This is a genomic window from Mixta theicola (assembly GCF_002895925.1).
Lineage (GTDB): Bacteria > Pseudomonadota > Gammaproteobacteria > Enterobacterales > Enterobacteriaceae > Mixta > Mixta theicola.
Window position 1 is genome coordinate 12,777 of the sequence record NZ_NWUO01000008.1, and the last position, 18,037, is coordinate 30,813.

The 18,037-nt window shown below is 55.0% G+C and carries 12 protein-coding genes; 5 read left to right on the forward strand and 7 right to left on the reverse strand.

The annotated features are described in order from the left end of the window. Window positions 1–71 precede the first annotated feature (71 nt). From narI to COO59_RS11910, 5 genes are all read right to left on the reverse strand, one after another. Window positions 72–749, reverse strand: coding sequence for a respiratory nitrate reductase subunit gamma (gene narI, locus COO59_RS11890; RefSeq protein ID WP_103060009.1), 678 nt, complete (start codon window positions 747–749; stop codon window positions 72–74). A gap of 2 nt (window positions 750–751) precedes the next feature. Further along, complete coding sequence (gene narJ / locus COO59_RS11895) at window positions 752–1,474, reverse strand: nitrate reductase molybdenum cofactor assembly chaperone (RefSeq protein WP_103060010.1); 723 nt, start codon at window positions 1,472–1,474, stop codon at window positions 752–754. After that, window positions 1,471–3,015, reverse strand: a complete 1,545-nt coding sequence (gene narH, locus COO59_RS11900; RefSeq protein ID WP_103060011.1) for a nitrate reductase subunit beta — start codon at window positions 3,013–3,015, stop codon at window positions 1,471–1,473. The genes narJ and narH overlap by 4 nt, the downstream gene beginning before the upstream one ends. Beyond that, window positions 3,012–6,773 (reverse strand): nitrate reductase subunit alpha, encoded by a 3,762-nt coding sequence (locus tag COO59_RS11905; RefSeq protein WP_103060012.1) that lies wholly within the window; start codon window positions 6,771–6,773, stop codon window positions 3,012–3,014. Before COO59_RS11905 ends, narH begins: the two co-directional genes overlap by 4 nt. Before the next feature lie 325 nt (window positions 6,774–7,098). Next, a complete protein-coding gene (locus COO59_RS11910) occupies window positions 7,099–8,496 on the reverse strand; it encodes a NarK family nitrate/nitrite MFS transporter (protein ID WP_103060013.1) in 1,398 nt (465 codons plus the stop codon). Window positions 8,497–8,859: 363 nt separating this feature from the next. Here COO59_RS11910 and narL point away from each other — a divergent pair, with 363 nt between their 5' ends. Beyond that, window positions 8,860–9,516, forward strand: a complete 657-nt coding sequence (gene narL / locus COO59_RS11915; protein WP_103060014.1) for a two-component system response regulator NarL — start codon at window positions 8,860–8,862, stop codon at window positions 9,514–9,516. Between the two features lie 40 nt (window positions 9,517–9,556). Here the strand turns inward: narL and ansP are convergent, their stop codons facing one another. Continuing rightward, window positions 9,557–11,044 (reverse strand): L-asparagine permease, encoded by a 1,488-nt coding sequence (gene ansP, locus COO59_RS11920; RefSeq protein ID WP_103060015.1) that lies wholly within the window; start codon window positions 11,042–11,044, stop codon window positions 9,557–9,559. A 401-nt stretch (window positions 11,045–11,445) separates the two neighbouring features. On the opposite strand from ansP, the gene narQ reads away from it, so the two are divergent. The 3 genes from narQ (at window position 11,446) to acrD (ending at window position 17,178) form a co-directional block, all read left to right on the forward strand. Next, window positions 11,446–13,140: a nitrate/nitrite two-component system sensor histidine kinase NarQ gene (gene narQ / locus COO59_RS11925; RefSeq protein WP_103060016.1), complete on the forward strand. Its 1,695-nt coding sequence runs from the start codon at window positions 11,446–11,448 to the stop codon at window positions 13,138–13,140. 62 nt (window positions 13,141–13,202) lie between these two features. Beyond that, window positions 13,203–13,835 (forward strand): response regulator, encoded by a 633-nt coding sequence (locus COO59_RS11930; protein ID WP_103060017.1) that lies wholly within the window; start codon window positions 13,203–13,205, stop codon window positions 13,833–13,835. A gap of 214 nt (window positions 13,836–14,049) precedes the next feature. Further along, window positions 14,050–17,178 (forward strand): multidrug efflux RND transporter permease AcrD, encoded by a 3,129-nt coding sequence (gene acrD / locus COO59_RS11935; protein WP_103060018.1) that lies wholly within the window; start codon window positions 14,050–14,052, stop codon window positions 17,176–17,178. Between the two features lie 127 nt (window positions 17,179–17,305). On the opposite strand, the gene ypfM is transcribed toward acrD, so the two are convergent. After that, the gene (gene ypfM / locus COO59_RS21650; protein ID WP_157130239.1) at window positions 17,306–17,365 is read right to left on the reverse strand and encodes a protein YpfM; all 60 of its coding nucleotides are present in this window, start codon (window positions 17,363–17,365) and stop codon (window positions 17,306–17,308) included. 288 nt (window positions 17,366–17,653) lie between these two features. Here ypfM and COO59_RS11945 point away from each other — a divergent pair, with 288 nt between their 5' ends. After that, window positions 17,654–18,037, forward strand: a complete 384-nt coding sequence (locus tag COO59_RS11945; protein WP_103060020.1) for an ArsC family reductase — start codon at window positions 17,654–17,656, stop codon at window positions 18,035–18,037.

Below are 18,037 nucleotides of genomic sequence, written 5' to 3' on the forward strand. Positions count from 1 at the left end.
ACAGAGCGTAAATAACAGGAAGCAGCGGGTCTGGGAATTGCCGCAGGCCAGACGACCTGCGGCAGAAGCGATCAGTGGCGGTTACGCACCAGCTGATAACGACGGGTCAGATACTCTACCGGCGCGCTCCAGATATGCACCAGACGGCAGAACGGGAACAACAGGAACAGCGTCATGCCCAGCACCATGTGAACTTTATAGATCAGCGCCACGCCTTCCAGATGCGCAGCCGCACCGGCATGGAACGTCACTACCGCCTGCGCCCAGCCTACCAGCTTCATCATTTCGCTGCCGTCCATATGTTGAGCAGAGAAAGGAATCGTCAGCAGGCCAAGCGTTGCCTGCGCAACCAGCAGCGTCAGGATGAGAATATCGCCAATGCTGCTGGTGGCGCGCACGCGCGGATTGGTCAGACGGCGTTTCAGCAGCAGACCGCCGCCAATCAGCGTCATCGCGCCGCAGATGCCGCCAGCCACCATCGCCAGCTGCTGCTTCGCGGCAATCGGCAGGAAAGATTCGTACATCCAGTGCGGCGTAAGCATGCCCACCAGATGGCCGAAGAAAATGCCAATAATGCCGATATGAAACAGATTAGATGCCAGACGCATCCCCTTTTTATCCAGCATCTGGCTGGAGCCTGCGCGCCAGCTGTACTGTCCGTAGTCGTAACGCAGCCAGCTGCCGACCAGGAAAACCGTACCGGCCAGGTAAGGATAGATATTAAAGAAAAACAGATTCAAGAATTGCATGATCAGCGTCCTGTCATTCCTGTGGTGGCTTGCGCCACGTCCAGATACTGTGGCGCAACGGCACCGGCAAAGCGGCGCTGATGCGCTTCCTGTTGTGCTGACGCGCAGCCCTGCTCACCGAGGAAACGGATTTGCTCCTCTTCCCAGACCGCATCCAACGCCTGCGGCGTATCGTCGCGCGCCTCCTGCGCAACCTGCGGCTCCAGCGCATCGGCAACGACGCCGCTGTCGGAAAGCGCCAGCAGCACGTCGAGCAGATCGGCCCAGCGGCTGTTGCGCTGCCGCAGCCGCGCGCTCAGCAGCGCCAGGATCGGCGCAATATCCACTAATCCTTCACGCGCGGCCTCAGGGCTGCGGCTGCTGAGATATTCCAGATAAAGCGGCAGGAAATCCGGCAGTTCACGGCTGTCCAGCTCCAGTCCGGCAGTGCGATACTGTTCCATCAGATCGACCATCGCCTGGCCGCGATCGCGTGATTCACCGTGAACATGCTCAAACAGCAGCAGCGAGGTGGCGCGTCCGCGATCGAACAGCTCACAGTAATCCGCCTGCAAATCAAGCAGCGGCCGGGCGCTGAAGTCACGCACCACGGCCAGCAGCTGCGCACGCTGCTCCTCGCTTAGCTCGCTGGCGGAGGCCAACGCCTCTTCCAGCTCCTGCTGATGATCGAGCAGCGCCCGATCGGGATAATCCAACAGGCGACCAATAATCCGTAGCGCCATCATGAGGCATCCTCCCGGTTCTCGGTTTTCCGTGTAATATCAATCGCATCGATGCGGCGGGTATTAAACAGGTTAAATTTGCTGTCGCTGCCGTGGCAGCCATCGCCGAAGCTAAAACCGCAGCTTTTGCTTTCCGGGAAGGCCTCACGCGCCAGTTCACGATGGCTGGATGGGATCACAAAGCGATCTTCATAGTTAGCGATAGCCAGGTAGCGATACATTTCCTGCGCCTGCGCTTCTGTCAGACCGACCTGCTCCAGCGCGCTGGTATCCACCACGCCATCCACGCTTTCCGCGCGCTTGTAGTGGCGCATCGCCAGCATACGTTTCAGCGCCAGCAGCACCGGCGCGGTATCGCCAGCGGTCAGCAGATTGGCCAGGTACTGTACCGGAATACGCAGGCTTTCCACGTTCGGCAGCACGCCCTGCTGATCCAGCACGCCAGCATCGGCGGCGGACTGAATCGGCGATAACGGCGGCACGTACCAAACCATCGGCAGCGTGCGGTATTCAGGATGCAGCGGCAGCGCCAGCTTCCAGTCCATCGCCATTTTATAAACCGGCGATTTTTGCGCCGCGTCGATTACGTTCTGCGGAATGCCATCTTTCAGCGCCTGCGCAATAACGGCCGGATCGTGCGGATCAAGGAAAACGTCCAGCTGGCTTTGATAGAGATCCTGCTCATTTTCCACCGACGCCGCCTGCTCGATACGATCCGCGTCGTACAGCAGTACGCCCAGATAGCGGATACGGCCCACGCAGGTTTCGGAGCACACGGTCGGCTGACCGGCTTCGATACGCGGATAGCAGAAAATACATTTTTCTGACTTGCCGCTTTTCCAGTTGAAGTAGATTTTTTTATACGGGCAGCCGGTCAGGCACATGCGCCAGCCGCGGCATTTGTCCTGATCGATCAGCACAATGCCATCTTCGTCACGCTTATAGATGGCGCCGCTTGGACAGGTGGCGACACAGGCCGGATTCAGGCAGTGTTCACACAGGCGCGGCAGATACATCATGAAGGTGTTTTCGAACTGGCCGTACATCTCTTTCTGAATGTTATCGAAGTTTTTATCCTGCGAGCGTTTGGAGAATTCACCGCCGAGGATCTCTTCCCAGTTCGGGCCGCCTTCGATTTTTTTCATCCGCTGACCGGTAATCAGCGAACGCGGGCGAGCGATCGGCTGATGTTTGCCAGCGGGCGCATTGTGCAGATGCTGATAATCAAAATCGAACGGCTCGTAGTAATCATCCAGCGCCGGGACATCCGGGTTGGCGAAGATTTTAGACAGCAGGCCGACGCGGTTGCCCATGCGCGGCTGCAGCTGCCCGTTTATTTTGCGGATCCAGCCGCCCTTCCATTTTTCCTGATCTTCCCAGGCGTGCGGATAACCAAGACCCGGCTTGCTTTCCACGTTGTTAAACCAGGCATATTCCATGCCTTCGCGACTGGTCCAGACATTCTTACAGGTTACTGAACAGGTATGGCAGCCGATGCATTTGTCGAGGTTTAACACCATGCCGACTTGCGAACGAATTTTCATTGCTGAGCCTCCTGGCGGGAACCCTGGCACTCGTCGTTGCCTTCGTCATCTAACCAATTGACATTGTTCATTTTTCTTACCACTACAAACTCATCACGATTCGAACCGACGGTGCCGTAATAGTTGAAGCCGTAGGCCTGCTGCGCATAACCGCCGATCATATGGGTTGGTTTCGGGCAAACGCGGGTAACGGAGTTATGAATGCCGCCGCGCTGTCCGGTGATTTCCGCTCCCGGAATATTCACGATGCGTTCCTGCGCGTGATACATCATGGTCATACCGGCAGGTACGCGCTGGCTGACGACCGCACGCGCCGTCAGAGAGCCGTTCGCGTTAAAGGCTTCAATCCAGTCGTTGTCGACAATGCCCAGATCCTTCGCATCTTCTTCGCTCATCCAGACGATCGGTCCGCCGCGCGACAGCGTCAGCATCAGCAGATTGTCGCTGTAGGTAGAGTGAATGCCCCACTTCTGGTGCGGCGTCAGGAAGTTCAGCGCTTTTTCCGGGTTGCCGTTAGGCTTGCTGTTAAGCAGCGGCTGCGCGGCGCGGGTATCGATTGGCGGACGATACACCAGCAGGCTTTCACCAAAGGCGCGCATCCATTCATGATCCTGATAAAGCTGCTGACGGCCGCTAAGGGTTCGCCACGGGATCAGCTCATGAACGTTGGTATAACAGGCGTTATAGGAGACGTGTTCATCTTCCAGACCTGACCAGGTCGGGCTGGAGATAATTTTACGCGGCTGCGCCTGAATATCGCGGAAGCGGATTTTTTCATCTTCCTTATTCAGCGCCAGGTGCGTATGGTCACGGCCGGTGAATTTGCCCAGCGCTTCCCAGGCTTTTACCGCTACCTGTCCGTTGGTTTCCGGCGCCAGCGTCAAAATGACTTCTGCCGCATCAATCGCGCTGTCAATCATCGGACGGCCCGCTGCCGGCCCTTCATGCTTCACATAGTTGAGCTTTTTCAGCAGCTCAATTTCAGCATCGGTATTCCAGCTAATGCCTTTACCGCCGTTGCCCAGCTTATCAAGCAACGGACCCAGCGAGGTAAAGCGTTCCCAGGTGGCCGGATAATCACGTTCAACGGTGATAATATGCGGCGCGGTTTTACCCGGAATCAGCTCGCATTCGCCTTTTTTCCACTCTTTAACGCTAAACGGCTGGCCCAGTTCGGCAGCGGAGTCATGCTGGATCGGCAGCGTAACCACATCGGTTTCTTTGCCCAGGTGACCCTGACATATTTCAGAGAAGCTTTTGGCGATGCCTTTATAAATTTCCCAGTCGCTTTTCGCTTCCCAGGCCGGATCGACTGCGGCGGAAAGCGGATGAATAAACGGATGCATATCCGAAGTATTCATATCGTCTTTTTCATACCAGGTCGCGGTCGGCAGCACGATGTCGGAATAGAGGCAGGTACTGGACATACGGAAATCCAGCGTTACGACCAGATCCAGCTTGCCTTCACCGCCGTTATCCTGCCATTCCACTTCCTGCGGCTTCACGCCCCCCTGCTCGCCCAGGTCTTTACCCTGAATCCCATTCTCCGTACCCAGCAGATACTTCAGCATGTATTCATGGCCTTTGCCGGAAGAACCCAGCAGGTTGGAGCGCCAGACAAACAGGTTACGCGGGAAGTTTTGCGGATTATCCGGCTGTTCGGCAGCAAAGCGCAGCGAGCCCTGTTTCAGACTGTCAACGGTATAGTCAACCGGCGTCTGGCCGGCAGCCTGCGCTTTGGCGGCGATGTGCAGCGGATTAATTGAGAGCTGCGGCGCGGAAGGCAGCCAGCCCATGCGCTCTGAACGCACGTTAAAATCGATCAGGCTGCCCTGATAGCGCGATTTGTCCGCCAGCGGCGACAGCAGAGATTCTGTCGGCACGGTTTCGTAGCGCCACTGGCTGGAGTGGTTATAGAAGAAAGAGGTGCCGTTCATATGGCGCGGCGGACGCTGCCAGTCAAGGCCAAACGCCAGCGGCTGCCAGCCGGTTTGCGGACGCAGTTTTTCCTGGCCTACGTAGTGCGCCCAGCCGCCGCCGCTCTGACCGATACAGCCGCAGAAGATCAGCATATTGATCAGCCCGCGGTAGTTCATGTCCATGTGATACCAGTGGTTCATACCGGCACCGACGATGATCATAGAACGACCGTGCGTTTTTTCCGCATTTTCGGCAAATTCGCGCGCGATGCGAATAATTTGCTGGCGCGATACGCCGGTAATTTTTTCAGCCCATGCCGGACTGTAAGCTTTGATCTCATCGTAGCTGGCAGCGCAGTTGGCGTCGGCCAGGCCGCGCTCCAGACCATAGTTAGCCAGCGTCAGGTCATAAACGCTGGTGACCAACGCTTCGCTGCCGTCGGCCAGCTGCAGGCGTTTAACCGGTAGCTTATGCAGCAGAATTTCATCCAGTGCCACGCTGTTAAAGTGCTGGCTTTCGGTACCGCCGAAGTAAGGGAAGCCGACTTCCGCCACCTCATCATGACAGCCCAGCAGGCTCAGCTGCAGTTCAACGTCACGCTGCTCATGGCCTTCACGCGCTTCCAGGTTCCATTTGCCTTCTTCACCCCAGCGATAACCGATAGAGCCCAGCGGGGCTACCAGTTCACCGCTCAGGCTATCGAGTGCGATGGTTTTCCACTCCGGGTTGTTTTCCTGGCCCAGGTTATCCACCAGATCGCTGGCGCGCAGCATACGTCCCGCAGCGTAATAGCCGCCTTCGCGCGGTTCCAGCATGACCAGCATCGGCATATCAGTGTAGCGACGCACGTAATCACGGAAATAGCCCACTTCACGATCGAGATGGAACTCTTTCAGCATCACATGGCCCATCGCCAGCGCCATCGCACTGTCGGTGCCCTGCTTCGGATTTAGCCACAGATCGCACAGCTTGGCGACTTCCGCATAGTCCGGCGTAACCGCCACGGTTTTGGTGCCTTTGTAGCGTACTTCGGTAAAGAAGTGGGCGTCCGGCGTACGCGTCTGCGGTACGTTAGAACCCCAGGCGATGATATAAGAAGAGTTATACCAGTCGGCAGATTCCGGTACGTCGGTCTGCTCGCCCCAGGTCATTGGCGACGCAGGCGGTAAATCGCAGTACCAGTCGTAGAAGCTCAGGCAGGCACCGCCGATCAGCGACAGATAGCGCGCGCCAGCCGCGTAGGAGACCATCGACATCGCCGGAATCGGTGAGAAGCCGATAATACGATCCGGCCCGAAGGTTTTTGCCGTATAAACGTTCGCGGCGGCGATAAGCTCATTCACTTCCTGCCAGCTGGAACGCACGAATCCGCCGCGTCCACGCGCGACCTTATAGCTTTTGGCTTTCTCCGCATCGTTGATGATAGAGCCCCAGGCATCAACCGGATCGCGGTGCTGTGCTTTCGCTTCGCGCCATAATTTCACCAAACGCTTGCGCATAAGTGGATATTTCAGGCGATTGGCACTATATAAATACCATGAGTAGCTGGCGCCGCGTGGGCAGCCGCGTGGCTCATGGTTAGGCAGGTCCGGACGGGTGCGCGGATAGTCTGTCTGCTGCGTTTCCCAGGTGACCAGTCCGTTTTTGACGTAGATCTTCCAGCTACAGGAACCGGTACAGTTGACGCCGTGCGTAGAACGCACGATTTTGTCATGCTGCCAGCGGCTGCGGTAACCATCTTCCCAGTCCCGGTTAGTGTTAAGTGTCTGGCCGTGCTGGCCAGCAAATGGTTCGGCTAGTTGTTTGAAATAGCGAAACCGATCCAGAAATTTGCTCATCCGGAATTCTCCTGAAGGCTCGGTGTTGTTATAAATGGCTAAACGACATTGCGTATGGTGTGGGTATCAGCCTACTAAGCTGATAACGCTGGCCGCTTGATTGCGATCAAGTCAGCACGGCGACCCGGTTCCCGATAACACCTTAACTACCCCTTAAGTAGCATCATTAAAATCAACATAAGCTTTTGATTTTTATGATTAAAAATCAAAAAGAAAATTAAACTCTTCGGGTTATGTTGGCTGCCAGCTATTTGGGAGTAGACGACGTAGGGAACAACGAAAAAAAACCGGCTTTTGTCGCAAAGACAAAGCCGGTTTTTTGCGATTAGCGTGCGGCTTTACGGCCGTAGACTAACCAGGTGATTAAAATGCAGATCACGTAGAACGCCAGGAAGATTTTCATTGCGCCAGCCGGAGAACCGGTCATCGTCAGTGAAAGACCAAAGGTTTGCGGAATAAAGAAGCCGCCTGCCGCGCCGATGGCGGAAATAAAGCCCAGCGCCGCCGCCGTATCGGTCACCGCTTCCTGCTGCGCCTGCTGATCGCTACCGCCGCGGGCTTTTACGCTATCCCAGGTAATCTTACGGAAAATGACCGCAATCATCTGATAGGTCGAGCCGCTGCCCAGGCCCGCCGTTAAGAACAGCACCATAAAGATGCCAAAGAACAGCGGGAAAGAGCCGCCTTGTCCATCCACCGGCAGCGACAGGAACAGCAGCGCGCTAAACAGCGCCATAACGATGAAGTTAATCAGCGTCACGCGTACGCCGCCAAAACGGTCAGAGATCACCCCGCCTGCGGAACGAGCCAGCGCGCCCAGCAGCGGACCAAAGAAGGCGTACTTCATGATCACGATGTCCGGGAACTGCGTTTTTGACAACATGGCAAAGCCAGCGGAGAAACCGATAAATGAACCAAAGGTAGCCAGATAAAGCAGGCTCAGCCCCCACAGATGCGCACGTTTCAATACCGGCAGCTGTTGACGCAGAGAAGCTTTAGACGCGGCGAGATCGTTCATGCCAAACCAGGCGGCCAGCGTCGCCACAAACAGCAGCGGCACCCAAATCCAGGCGGCATTTTCCAGCCACATCTGATTGCCGTCGGCGGCTATCTGCCCCTGGCTGCCAAAATAGCCGAAAATTGCCATTGAGATAGCCAACGGCGCCAGCAGCTGCATTACGCTAACGCCCAGGTTGCCCAAACCGCCATTAATACCCAGCGCGCCGCCCTGCTGCGCTTTTGGATAAAAGAAACTGATGTTGCCCATACTTGACGCGAAGTTGGCACCGGCAAAGCCGCAGAGTAAGGAAATCAGCACAAATACCGCGAAAGGCGTTTGTGGATCCTGCACGGCAAAGCCGAGCCACACACAGGGGAGCAGCAGGAAACCGGTGCTGAAAGCGGTCCAGCGGCGTCCGCCGAACATGGGAATAACAAATGAATAAGGGACACGCAGCAACGCGCCGGAAACGGAAGGGAGCGCGGTCAGCAGAAAAAGCTGATCGGTAGTAAAGTTAAAGCCGACTTTATTTAAGTTAACGGCAACGGTGCTAAACAGCATCCAGACGCAAAATGCCAATAGCAGACAAAAAACAGAAATCCATAAATTGCGACTTGCGATACGTTTACCGCTCTGCTGCCAGAATTCCGCATCTTCTGGCTGCCAGTTTTGAATAACGGCACCTGATGCTTTTTTTTCTGACGGCGTGGCTAAATTCGACATAATAACCCCGATGATGGAATGAAAACTGCACACATCCTGCCTGGTCGCCAGCGGTGCGGAGTTGACATAAATCAATGGGGTGGCAGTTAATTTCAGACTGCAATTGTACCTTACCCACTAAATGGGTAGTGTCTGTTTCCAGCGCAAATTTAATAAAAACAGCGAATTAAACATCAGCATCTATATTATTAAAGGCTTTTAACCTCGCTTTATTGACTGCTCTTACCTCTTTATAGGTATAAGGCGCAATTTAACAATAATGAAAAATAGCTGGCGACAGGCCCGTCCTCTCAGAAACCGGCTTTCGTTACGCTTTGTGAAGCGTTGTAAATGCTGTCAACACCATGATTAACCGGAGCCAGTATGACTATCCATGATGATGCCGCCACTATCCTTTTAATTGACGATCATCCGATGTTGCGTAACGGCGTTAAGCAGCTAATTAGCCTCGATTCGCAGCTAAAAGTGATCGCCGAAGCGGGCAATGGCGAACAAGGTCTGGCGCTGGCTGAACAGCTCGATCCTGATTTAATTTTACTTGATTTAAATATGCCAGGCATCAACGGGCTGGAAACGCTTGATCTGCTGCGCCGCATCGATCTTTCGGGGCGGATCGTCGTCTTTACGGTTTCAAATGATGAAGAGGATGTAGTTAGCGCGCTGAAGCGTGGCGCAGATGGCTACTTGCTTAAGGATATGGAGCCAGAAACGCTGCTTACCTCACTGCATCAGGCCGCAGCCGGTCAACTGGTATTAAGCGAGACGCTGACCTCGGTTCTGATTAGCAGCCTGCGCGAAACGCCGCCTGCTACCCAACGCGATCTGCAGCAGCTTACCCGGCGAGAGCAGGATATTTTGCGGCAAATTGCGCGTGGCCTGCCCAATAAAACCATCGCGCGCAAACTCAATATCACCGAAAGCACGGTGAAAGTTCATGTAAAACATCTGCTAAAGAAGCTACAGCTAAAATCGCGAGTGGAAGCGGCGGTCTGGTATTTGCAACACAAGATGGGGAATTAAGAAACGGCGAACGACTGGCTTATCGTTCGCCGCTAAGCCCTTATTTAGAAGGGTTTTCTTTTAACGGCGCAGCGCTATGATCGTGCTCATGCTCGGTCATGGCAATCGCATGTACGCGCTTACGCACGCCGAACCAGCCCAAAATCAGCACCACGGCAATCAATGGAAGAGAAGCCACGGTAAAGGTTCCGTTAGGGTAGTCAAACGCCATTAGCACCAGCACGCTGGCCAGGAACAGCAGCGTCAGCCATGAAGTCACCGGCGCACCTGGCAGCTTAAAGCTAACGTCATCGGCCTTGCCTTCCTTGATCGCCTTACGCAGGCGCATCTGGCAGACAATAATAAACGCCCAGGTAGAAAGAATGCCCAACGAGGCGATGTTAAGGACAATTTCAAACACCTGCGACGGGACATAATAGTTCAGCACCACCCCCACCACATAAACAGCGATAGTGACCAGAATACCGGCGTAGGGCACCTGTTGACTGCTCATTTTTGACAGAGCCTGCGGCGCAGAGCCGCCCATCGCCATGGAGCGCAGAATACGTCCGGTTGAATAAAGGCCTGAGTTCAGGCTGGAAAGCGCAGCGCTCAGCACCACGATATTCATAACGCTGCCGATATAAGGCACGCCCAGCTTCGAAAAGAAGGTAACAAACGGGCTTTGTCCGGCCTGATAGGCATTCCACGGCAGCAGCAGCACCAGCAGCGCCACGGAGCCAACATAAAACAGACCGATACGCCAGATAACGCCGTTGATCGCTTTCGGCAGGACTTTTTTCGGCTCTTTACATTCACCGGCGGCAATCCCCACCAGTTCAATCGAGGCGAAGGCGAATACCACGCCCTGCACCAGCACCAGCGCCGGCAACAGCCCGTGCGGGAACATGCCGCCGTTATCCGTGATCAAATGGAAGCCGGTAGTATTGCCATCCAGCGGCTTGCCGCTGCCCAGAAACACCACGCCTACCACCAGGAAGATGGCGATAGCCAGCACTTTCACCAGCGCAAACCAGAATTCCATCTCGGCAAACCACTTCACGCCGATCAGGTTCATGGTGCCGACAATCGCCAGCGCGCCCAGTGCAAATACCCACTGCGGCACGTCGCCAAAGGCGCCCCAGTAATGCATATAGAGCGCCACGGCGGTAATATCAACGATACCGGTCATCGCCCAGTTAACAAAATACATCCAGCCGGCGACATAAGACGCCTTTTCGCCCAAAAACTCACGCGCATAAGAAACAAAGCTGCCGCTGGAGGGGCGATGCAGCACCAGTTCACCCAGCGCACGCAAAATGAAGAACGAAAAAATACCACAGACGAGATAAACCAGCGCCAGCGCTGGACCTGCAGCCTGTAAGCGCGCGCCCGCACCGAGAAACAGACCGGTTCCTATTGCGCCGCCGATGGCAATCATCTGTACCTGACGATTACCCATTGCCTTGTCGTAACCAGCGTCATGCGAATTCAGCCAGCGTCTTCTGGCATCGCGTTGATCCGCTGCCGTTTTCTTGATTGCTTTCATTGCCTTTCCTGTTGTCCTGTCCGATAAAGGAGCGCCTGCACGCTCAGCCCGCTTTTCCTCTTCATAACCAAACGGTGGCGATATAAAGATTTAAAGGGATAAATCCGCTGTAGATCTGGGTCTTGTAATGTGGCGACACAGCGAATTTACGGCGGTGAATCCTAACCTTTCTGTTAATGGGAAGCAAAACTCCCACGGTGAAAATGTTTACTCTTTTTATCATTTTGTGGCACAGATAAAAGTGCGAAAGTGAACGGGTACAGAGACGAACCTGACGATCGGCGCTGGGCTACGGTCTGACGCGTTAACCTCATTACCTGCGCTTAATTTGACTTAACACCGCTGCGCCCGCCCAGGTTTCAGGCTATTATTGCCGCCTCTTTATTGGGTTAAGTCGTCTTATGCTGAAACGCTCCGTTACCAGTTCCATTGCGCGTGCGCTGGCCGGCATCGTTATTCTTTCGGTGCTCTCTACCAGCCTGGCGCTGCTGACCTTATCCGGCAGCCTGCGCGATGCGGAAATGATTAATTTTGCTGGCTCGCTGCGCATGCAAAGTTATCGCCTTGCCTGGGATCTTGATACTCACTCACCCGATCTGGAAGCGCATCTGCACTACTATCAGCAGTCGTTGAATGCGCCAGTGCTGCAACATCTGAACCGCTTTTACGTCCCACAAAACGTACGCAATCGCTACCACCAGCTTAAATTATCCTGGCCCCTGCTGCGGGCGGACTTAACCAGCGGCAACCCCACGCGTTATTCGCAGCACGTGGTGCATTATGTCGGTGAAATCGATCGCTTCGTTTACGATCTGCAGCGTTATGCGGAACGCAAGATGCAGCTGGTGGCGTTGACCAGCGCCATTGGCTTTGTTGCCATCGTGGTGCTGGCGTTCTGGACTATCCGCCTGACGCGCCGTCAGGTGGTCAAGCCGCTGAATCAGCTGGTGGCGGCCAGCCGCTATATCGAACAGGGCAATTTTAACTACCCGCCGCTTGATACCACGCTGGCTAACGAGCTGGGCCTGCTGGCTAATACCTTTAACCGCATGTCCGGCGAGCTGGAGCGTCACTACAGCGAGCTGGAAAACACCGTTAAGGCGCGCACGGCGGATCTGTTGGCGGCGCATCAGACCATGACCATTTTATACGAGGCTTCGCAGGCGCTGGCCGTAAGCAGCCTCGGCCATCCGACCATTACCGAGGTAATGGAGATCGTTTTTACCCGCGCTCGTCTGACCGCCCTGAAGTTAGATGCCGGGGAAAGCTGGCAGATCGCGTTGGGCGCGCCGCAGCCGGATAAAAACTGGCAACGGCTGACGCTGCAGCAGGAGAACCAGCCGGGCGGTGAATTGAGCTGGCAGGAAGGCGACAGGCAAACGCCCGCGCCGCTGATGCAAAGCGTCGGCAACCTGCTGTCGCGCGCTATCTGGATCCATCAGGCGCAGAAACAGCAGCAGCAGCTGTTACTGATGGAGGAACGCGCCACCATTGCCCGCGAGCTGCATGATTCGCTGGCGCAGGCGCTGTCGTACCTGCGTATTCAGCTAACCTTACTGAAACGCACCATCAACGCCGAACAGCAGCCGGCGCAGCAAATTGTCAGCGACGTCGATCAGGGGCTGGCGGAAGCCTACCGTCAGTTGCGCGAACTGCTGAATACCTTCCGCCTGTCGGTGGACGAAGCCTGTCTGCCCGCCGCGCTGCAGGCGATGCTGACCCCGCTTAAACAGCAAACGACCGCTGAGATCGTTCTGCACTGCTCGTCCGGCTTTGATGCGCTTACGGCTCAGCAGCAGGTACATATTTTACAGATTGTCCGCGAAGCGGTACTGAATGCCATCCGCCATGCGAACGCCAGCCGTATTAAGGTAAGCTGCAACACGCAGGAGAGCGGCGAATATCAGATTATTATCAGCGATGATGGCTGCGGGCTGACGACCGTTGAGGAGCCAGCCGGCCATTATGGCCTGACGATTATGCACGAACGAGCACAGCGGCTGGGCGGCAGCTTACAAATGGACACCACACCGACGGTTGGAACGCAACTGCGGTTATGTTTTCCGTCACAGGCGACAGAAACGGCGACGAATTAATCGCCATCGTTATTCTTTTTTACTCAGCCAGCCACTGCTGGCGGTCTACTCCGGGGGATATTATGAACAACCGACACTTTACCGTGATGCTGGTCGACGATCATCCACTGATGCGCCGGGGAATTCGTCAGTTGCTGGAGTTGAACAGCAGCTTTGACGTGGTGGCCGAAGCCAATAACGGCACCGAAGCGCTGGCCGAGGCCAGCCGCCTGTCACCCGATGTGATCCTGCTGGATTTACATATGAAAGGCATGTCCGGCCTTGATACGCTGAAGGCGCTGCGTAATGAAAGCGTGGCGGCGCGTATTCTGGTACTAACCGTTTCCGATGCGCGTAGCGATATTTACGCTATGCTGGATGCCGGTGCGGACGGCTATCTGCTGAAAGACAGCGAACCAGAACTGCTGCTGCAGCAGATCATTGAGGGTGCGCAGGGGCAAAACGTCTACAGCAGCATCGTCCGCGATTATCTGGCGACGCGCGGCCACAGCGCGAATCCGTTTCAAACGCTAACGGAACGTGAGCTGGACGTTCTGCAGGAGGTCGCGCGCGGGCTTTCTAATAAAGAAATCGCTGCCGCCCTGCATATTTCCGAAGAGACGGTGAAAGTACATATTCGTAACTTTCTGCGTAAGCTGGACGTGCGTTCACGGGTCGCCGCCACCGTGCTGTGGCTGGAAAATAAACATAGCTAGGCTTTCTTCATCACCGGTGCTTTTCGGCACGATAATTTACACTTTCTCCTCTTTTCCTCCACGTTTCTTTGTAGGCGGGCGCGTAAAGTGATTCGGCATACAATTGTTCTGAATCGATAAACAAAGCATATCCTGTAATTGTTGCTGGTTGCGGTGCCAACGCGACCGGCAGCTTTTTCCTGTTGATGACACCGTATTGAGGAGTGCCGCTTTAATGGCAAATTTTTTCATTGACCGCCCAATCTTTGCCTGGGTGTTGGCGATAATGATCTGCCTGACCGGCACGCTGGCGATAAAAACATTGCCGGTAGAACAATATCCTGACCTCGCGCCGCCCAACGTGCGTATTACCGCTAACTATCCCGGCGCATCAGCGGCAACGCTGGAAAATACGGTAACGCAGATCATCGAACAAAGCATGACCGGCATCGATAACCTGATGTATATGTCATCGCAAAGCAGTAATACCGGCCAGGCGACCATCACCCTGACTTTTTCCGCCGGTACCAATCCTGACGAAGCGCGCCAACAGGTGCAAAATCAGCTGCAGTCGGCGCTGCGTAAGCTGCCGCAGGATGTACAGCAGCAGGGCGTAACGGTAAATAAAACCGGCGACAGCAATATTCTGATGCTCGCTTTCGTCTCTACCGACGGCAGCATGGGTAAACAGGATATTGCTGACTACGTGGCGAGTAATATCCAGGATCCGCTCAGCCGTATTAGCGGCGTGGGTCAGGTGGATGCCTACGGCACGCAGTATGCAATGCGTATCTGGCTCGATCCTGGCAAGCTGATTAACTATGCGTTAACCACTGCGGACGTGGTTAGCGCCATCGAATCGCAAAACAGCCAGGTTGCCGTGGGACAGGTCGGCGGCACGCCTTCGGTGGATAACCAGGCGCTAAACGCCACGGTTAATTCCCAGTCGCTGCTGCAAACGCCAGAACAGTTTAAGGCCATCACGCTGCGAACTAACCGTGACGGTTCCGTAGTAACGCTGGGCGACGTTGCCGAGGTGGCGCTGGGGGCGGAAAAATATGATTACCTCAGCCGCTATAACGGTATGGCCGCGTCAGGGCTGGGCATTAAGCTCGCTTCCGGCGCCAATGAGCTGGAAACCGATCGGCTGGTGCGGGCGCGCATTGCGGAGCTTGCCCCCTATTTCCCGCATGGCCTGGAGGCGAAAGTCGCCTATGAGACCACGCCGTTTGTTACCGCCTCGATCCGTGATGTGGTGAAAACGTTGCTGGAAGCGGTGCTGCTGGTATTTTTAGTAATGTACCTGTTTATGCAGAACTTCCGCGCCACGCTGATCCCTACAATTGCGGTGCCGGTGGTTTTGCTGGGTACTTTCGCGGTGCTGTATGCCTGCGGATTCAGTATCAATACGCTCACCATGTTCGCTATGGTGCTGGCGATCGGGCTGCTGGTAGATGACGCGATTGTGGTAGTGGAAAACGTCGAACGCATCATGCATGAGGAAGGCCTGTCGCCACGCGACGCGACGCGTAAGTCGATGGGACAAATTCAGGGCGCGCTGGTGGGGATTACGCTGGTTCTCTCCGCCGTGTTTGTGCCGATGGCGTTTTTTGGCGGCACCGTTGGTGCCATCTATCGGCAGTTCTCGATCACCGTCGTCTCCGCGATGGTGCTATCGGTGCTGGTGGCGATGATTCTGACGCCCGCGCTTTGCGCCTCGCTGCTGAAGCCGGTAGCGCCCGGACACCATCAGCGCCGCGGCTTTTTCGGCTGGTTTAACCGCATGTTTACGCGCAATACCGACCGTTATGAACAACGCGTGGCAAAGCTGCTGCACCAGGCGGGACGCTGGCTGCTGCTCTATCTGGCGATTATTGCCGTGATGGCTTTGCTCTTTCTGCATCTGCCCACCTCTTTTCTGCCGCTGGAAGATCGCGGGATTTTTACCACCCAGGTTCAGCTGCCGCCGGGCTCGACCCAGCAGCAAACGCTGAAAGTGGTGGAAAAAGTCGAGAACTACTATCTGACCCATGAGAAAGAGAATATCGAATCGGTGTTTGCCACTATCGGTTCAGGGCCGGGCGGCAACGGGCAAAACGTGGCGCGCATGTTTGTTCGCCTGAAAAACTGGGAAGAACGCTCAGACGCCGATCGCACCTCTTTCGCCATTATTGAAAGAGCCACTAAAGCGTTCCAGAAAATTAATGAAGCACGCGTGATCGCCAGCAGTCCTCCGGCGATTACCGGTATGGGCAACGCCGCCGGATTTGATATGGAGCTGCAGGATCACGCCGGTATTGGCCACGCCAGGCTAATGGAGATGCGCGATCGGCTGCTGGCGAAGGCCGACAGCGATCCGCGTCTGGCGCGCGTCCGGCATAACGGCCTCGACGACAGCCCGCAGCTGCGTATTGATATCGATCAGCGCAAAGCGCAGGCGCTGGGCGTCTCCATTGATGATATTAACAGCACGCTGACCACCGGCTGGGGTTCAACCTACGTTAATGATTTCCTCGATCGCGGGCGGGTGAAGAAAGTCTATGTCCAGGCGGCGGCAAAATACCGCATGCTGCCGGATGATATTAATAAGTGGTACGTCCGCAACAGCCAGGGCGGTATGGTGCCGTTTAGCGCCTTTGCTAAAACCGCCTGGGAAACCGGTTCGCCGCGTCTGGAGCGCTATAACGGCTACTCCGCGCTGGAAATCGTCGGCGAAGCGGCGTCCGGCGTCAGCACCGGCACCGCGATGGATGCAATGGAAGAGCTGGTGAACCAGCTGCCGCTCGGCGTCGGCCTGCAGTGGACCGGCGCTTCCCTGCAGGAGCGGCTCTCCGGCTCGCAGGCGCCGGCGCTGTATGCAATTTCTTTGCTGGTGGTATTCCTGTGCCTGGCGGCCCTGTATGAAAGCTGGTCGATTCCTTTTGCCGTTATGCTGGTGGTGCCGCTTGGGGTGGTGGGCGCATTAGTCGCGACCTGGGCACGCGGGCTGGAAAATGATGTCTATTTCCAGGTGGGACTGCTGACGGTTATCGGCCTGTCGGCGAAAAACGCCATTTTGATCGTGGAGTTTGCGAATGATATTAACAGCCGTGGCCGCGAGCTGATCGCGTCAACGCTGGAGGCGTGCCGACAGCGCCTGCGTCCGATTCTTATGACGTCGCTGGCGTTTGTTTTTGGCGTCTTGCCGATGGCAATCAGTCACGGCGCCGGATCCGGCAGCCAGCATGCGGTGGGCACCGGCGTGATGGGCGGCATGATTTCCGCTACGCTGCTGGCGATATTTTTTGTTCCGCTGTTTTTTGTATTAATCAGACAGCGTTTTCCGTTAAAAATCCGCGTCAATGAAAAGCGTAAGCACGATTAATATTAATGCACGTAATATGCATAAATAATAAAGGCAGCCGGTTAACCGGCTGCCTTATTTATAGTTATGGACTGTCAGATGCAAAGACGAATGCTGTGTTCGTCACGCTTATCTTTATCAGGCACTATTACTTGCGTAACATCGCGTCAATAAAGTCTTTCCAGTTCCCCAGTTCAGTGTCAATCATAACAACCTCTCTTATTATTAGACGCTATTTTACGCCCGTTTTTTCAGCATGTGAATATGCTGATTTCAATATTACTATCGGAAAAATTCCTAAAAACTTTACTACTTTTTTAAAATGAGAGGTGAATCACACTTCAGCAAAACTAATTACTTTCTTTAGTGATTAATAAAATCATTGCTAAGGTTTAAGCGCCTTTATCAAGGTGGGCGACGCGAGGCGGGCATAGACCCTTTGCGCCAAATAAGGCATTATTCTTTAAAGATATTTTCAGCAAACCGGAATAGCAAGATGATGGAAAACCAGTCGCCTGCCCTTTTTACACTTTTTGGCATCAAAAACTGCGATACGATCAAAAAAGCGCGTCGCTTCCTGGATAGCCAGCAGGTTAATTATCAGTATCACGACTACCGGGCGAATGGATTAAGCGATGAAACGTTGCAGCGCTTTATCGATACGCTGGGCTGGACGGCGCTGTTAAATACGCGCGGCACCACCTGGCGCAAACTGACCGAAGAAGAAAAGGCGCGGATCGATAACCCGCAAGCAGCAAAAGCGTTAATGCTGGCCCAGCCAGCGATAATTAAACGCCCATTGCTCGCCGCGGCAGACGGATCTATGCTGCTGGGTTTTAATGAAACCGACTATCAGCAGTTTATTCAGGAGAAGTCATAA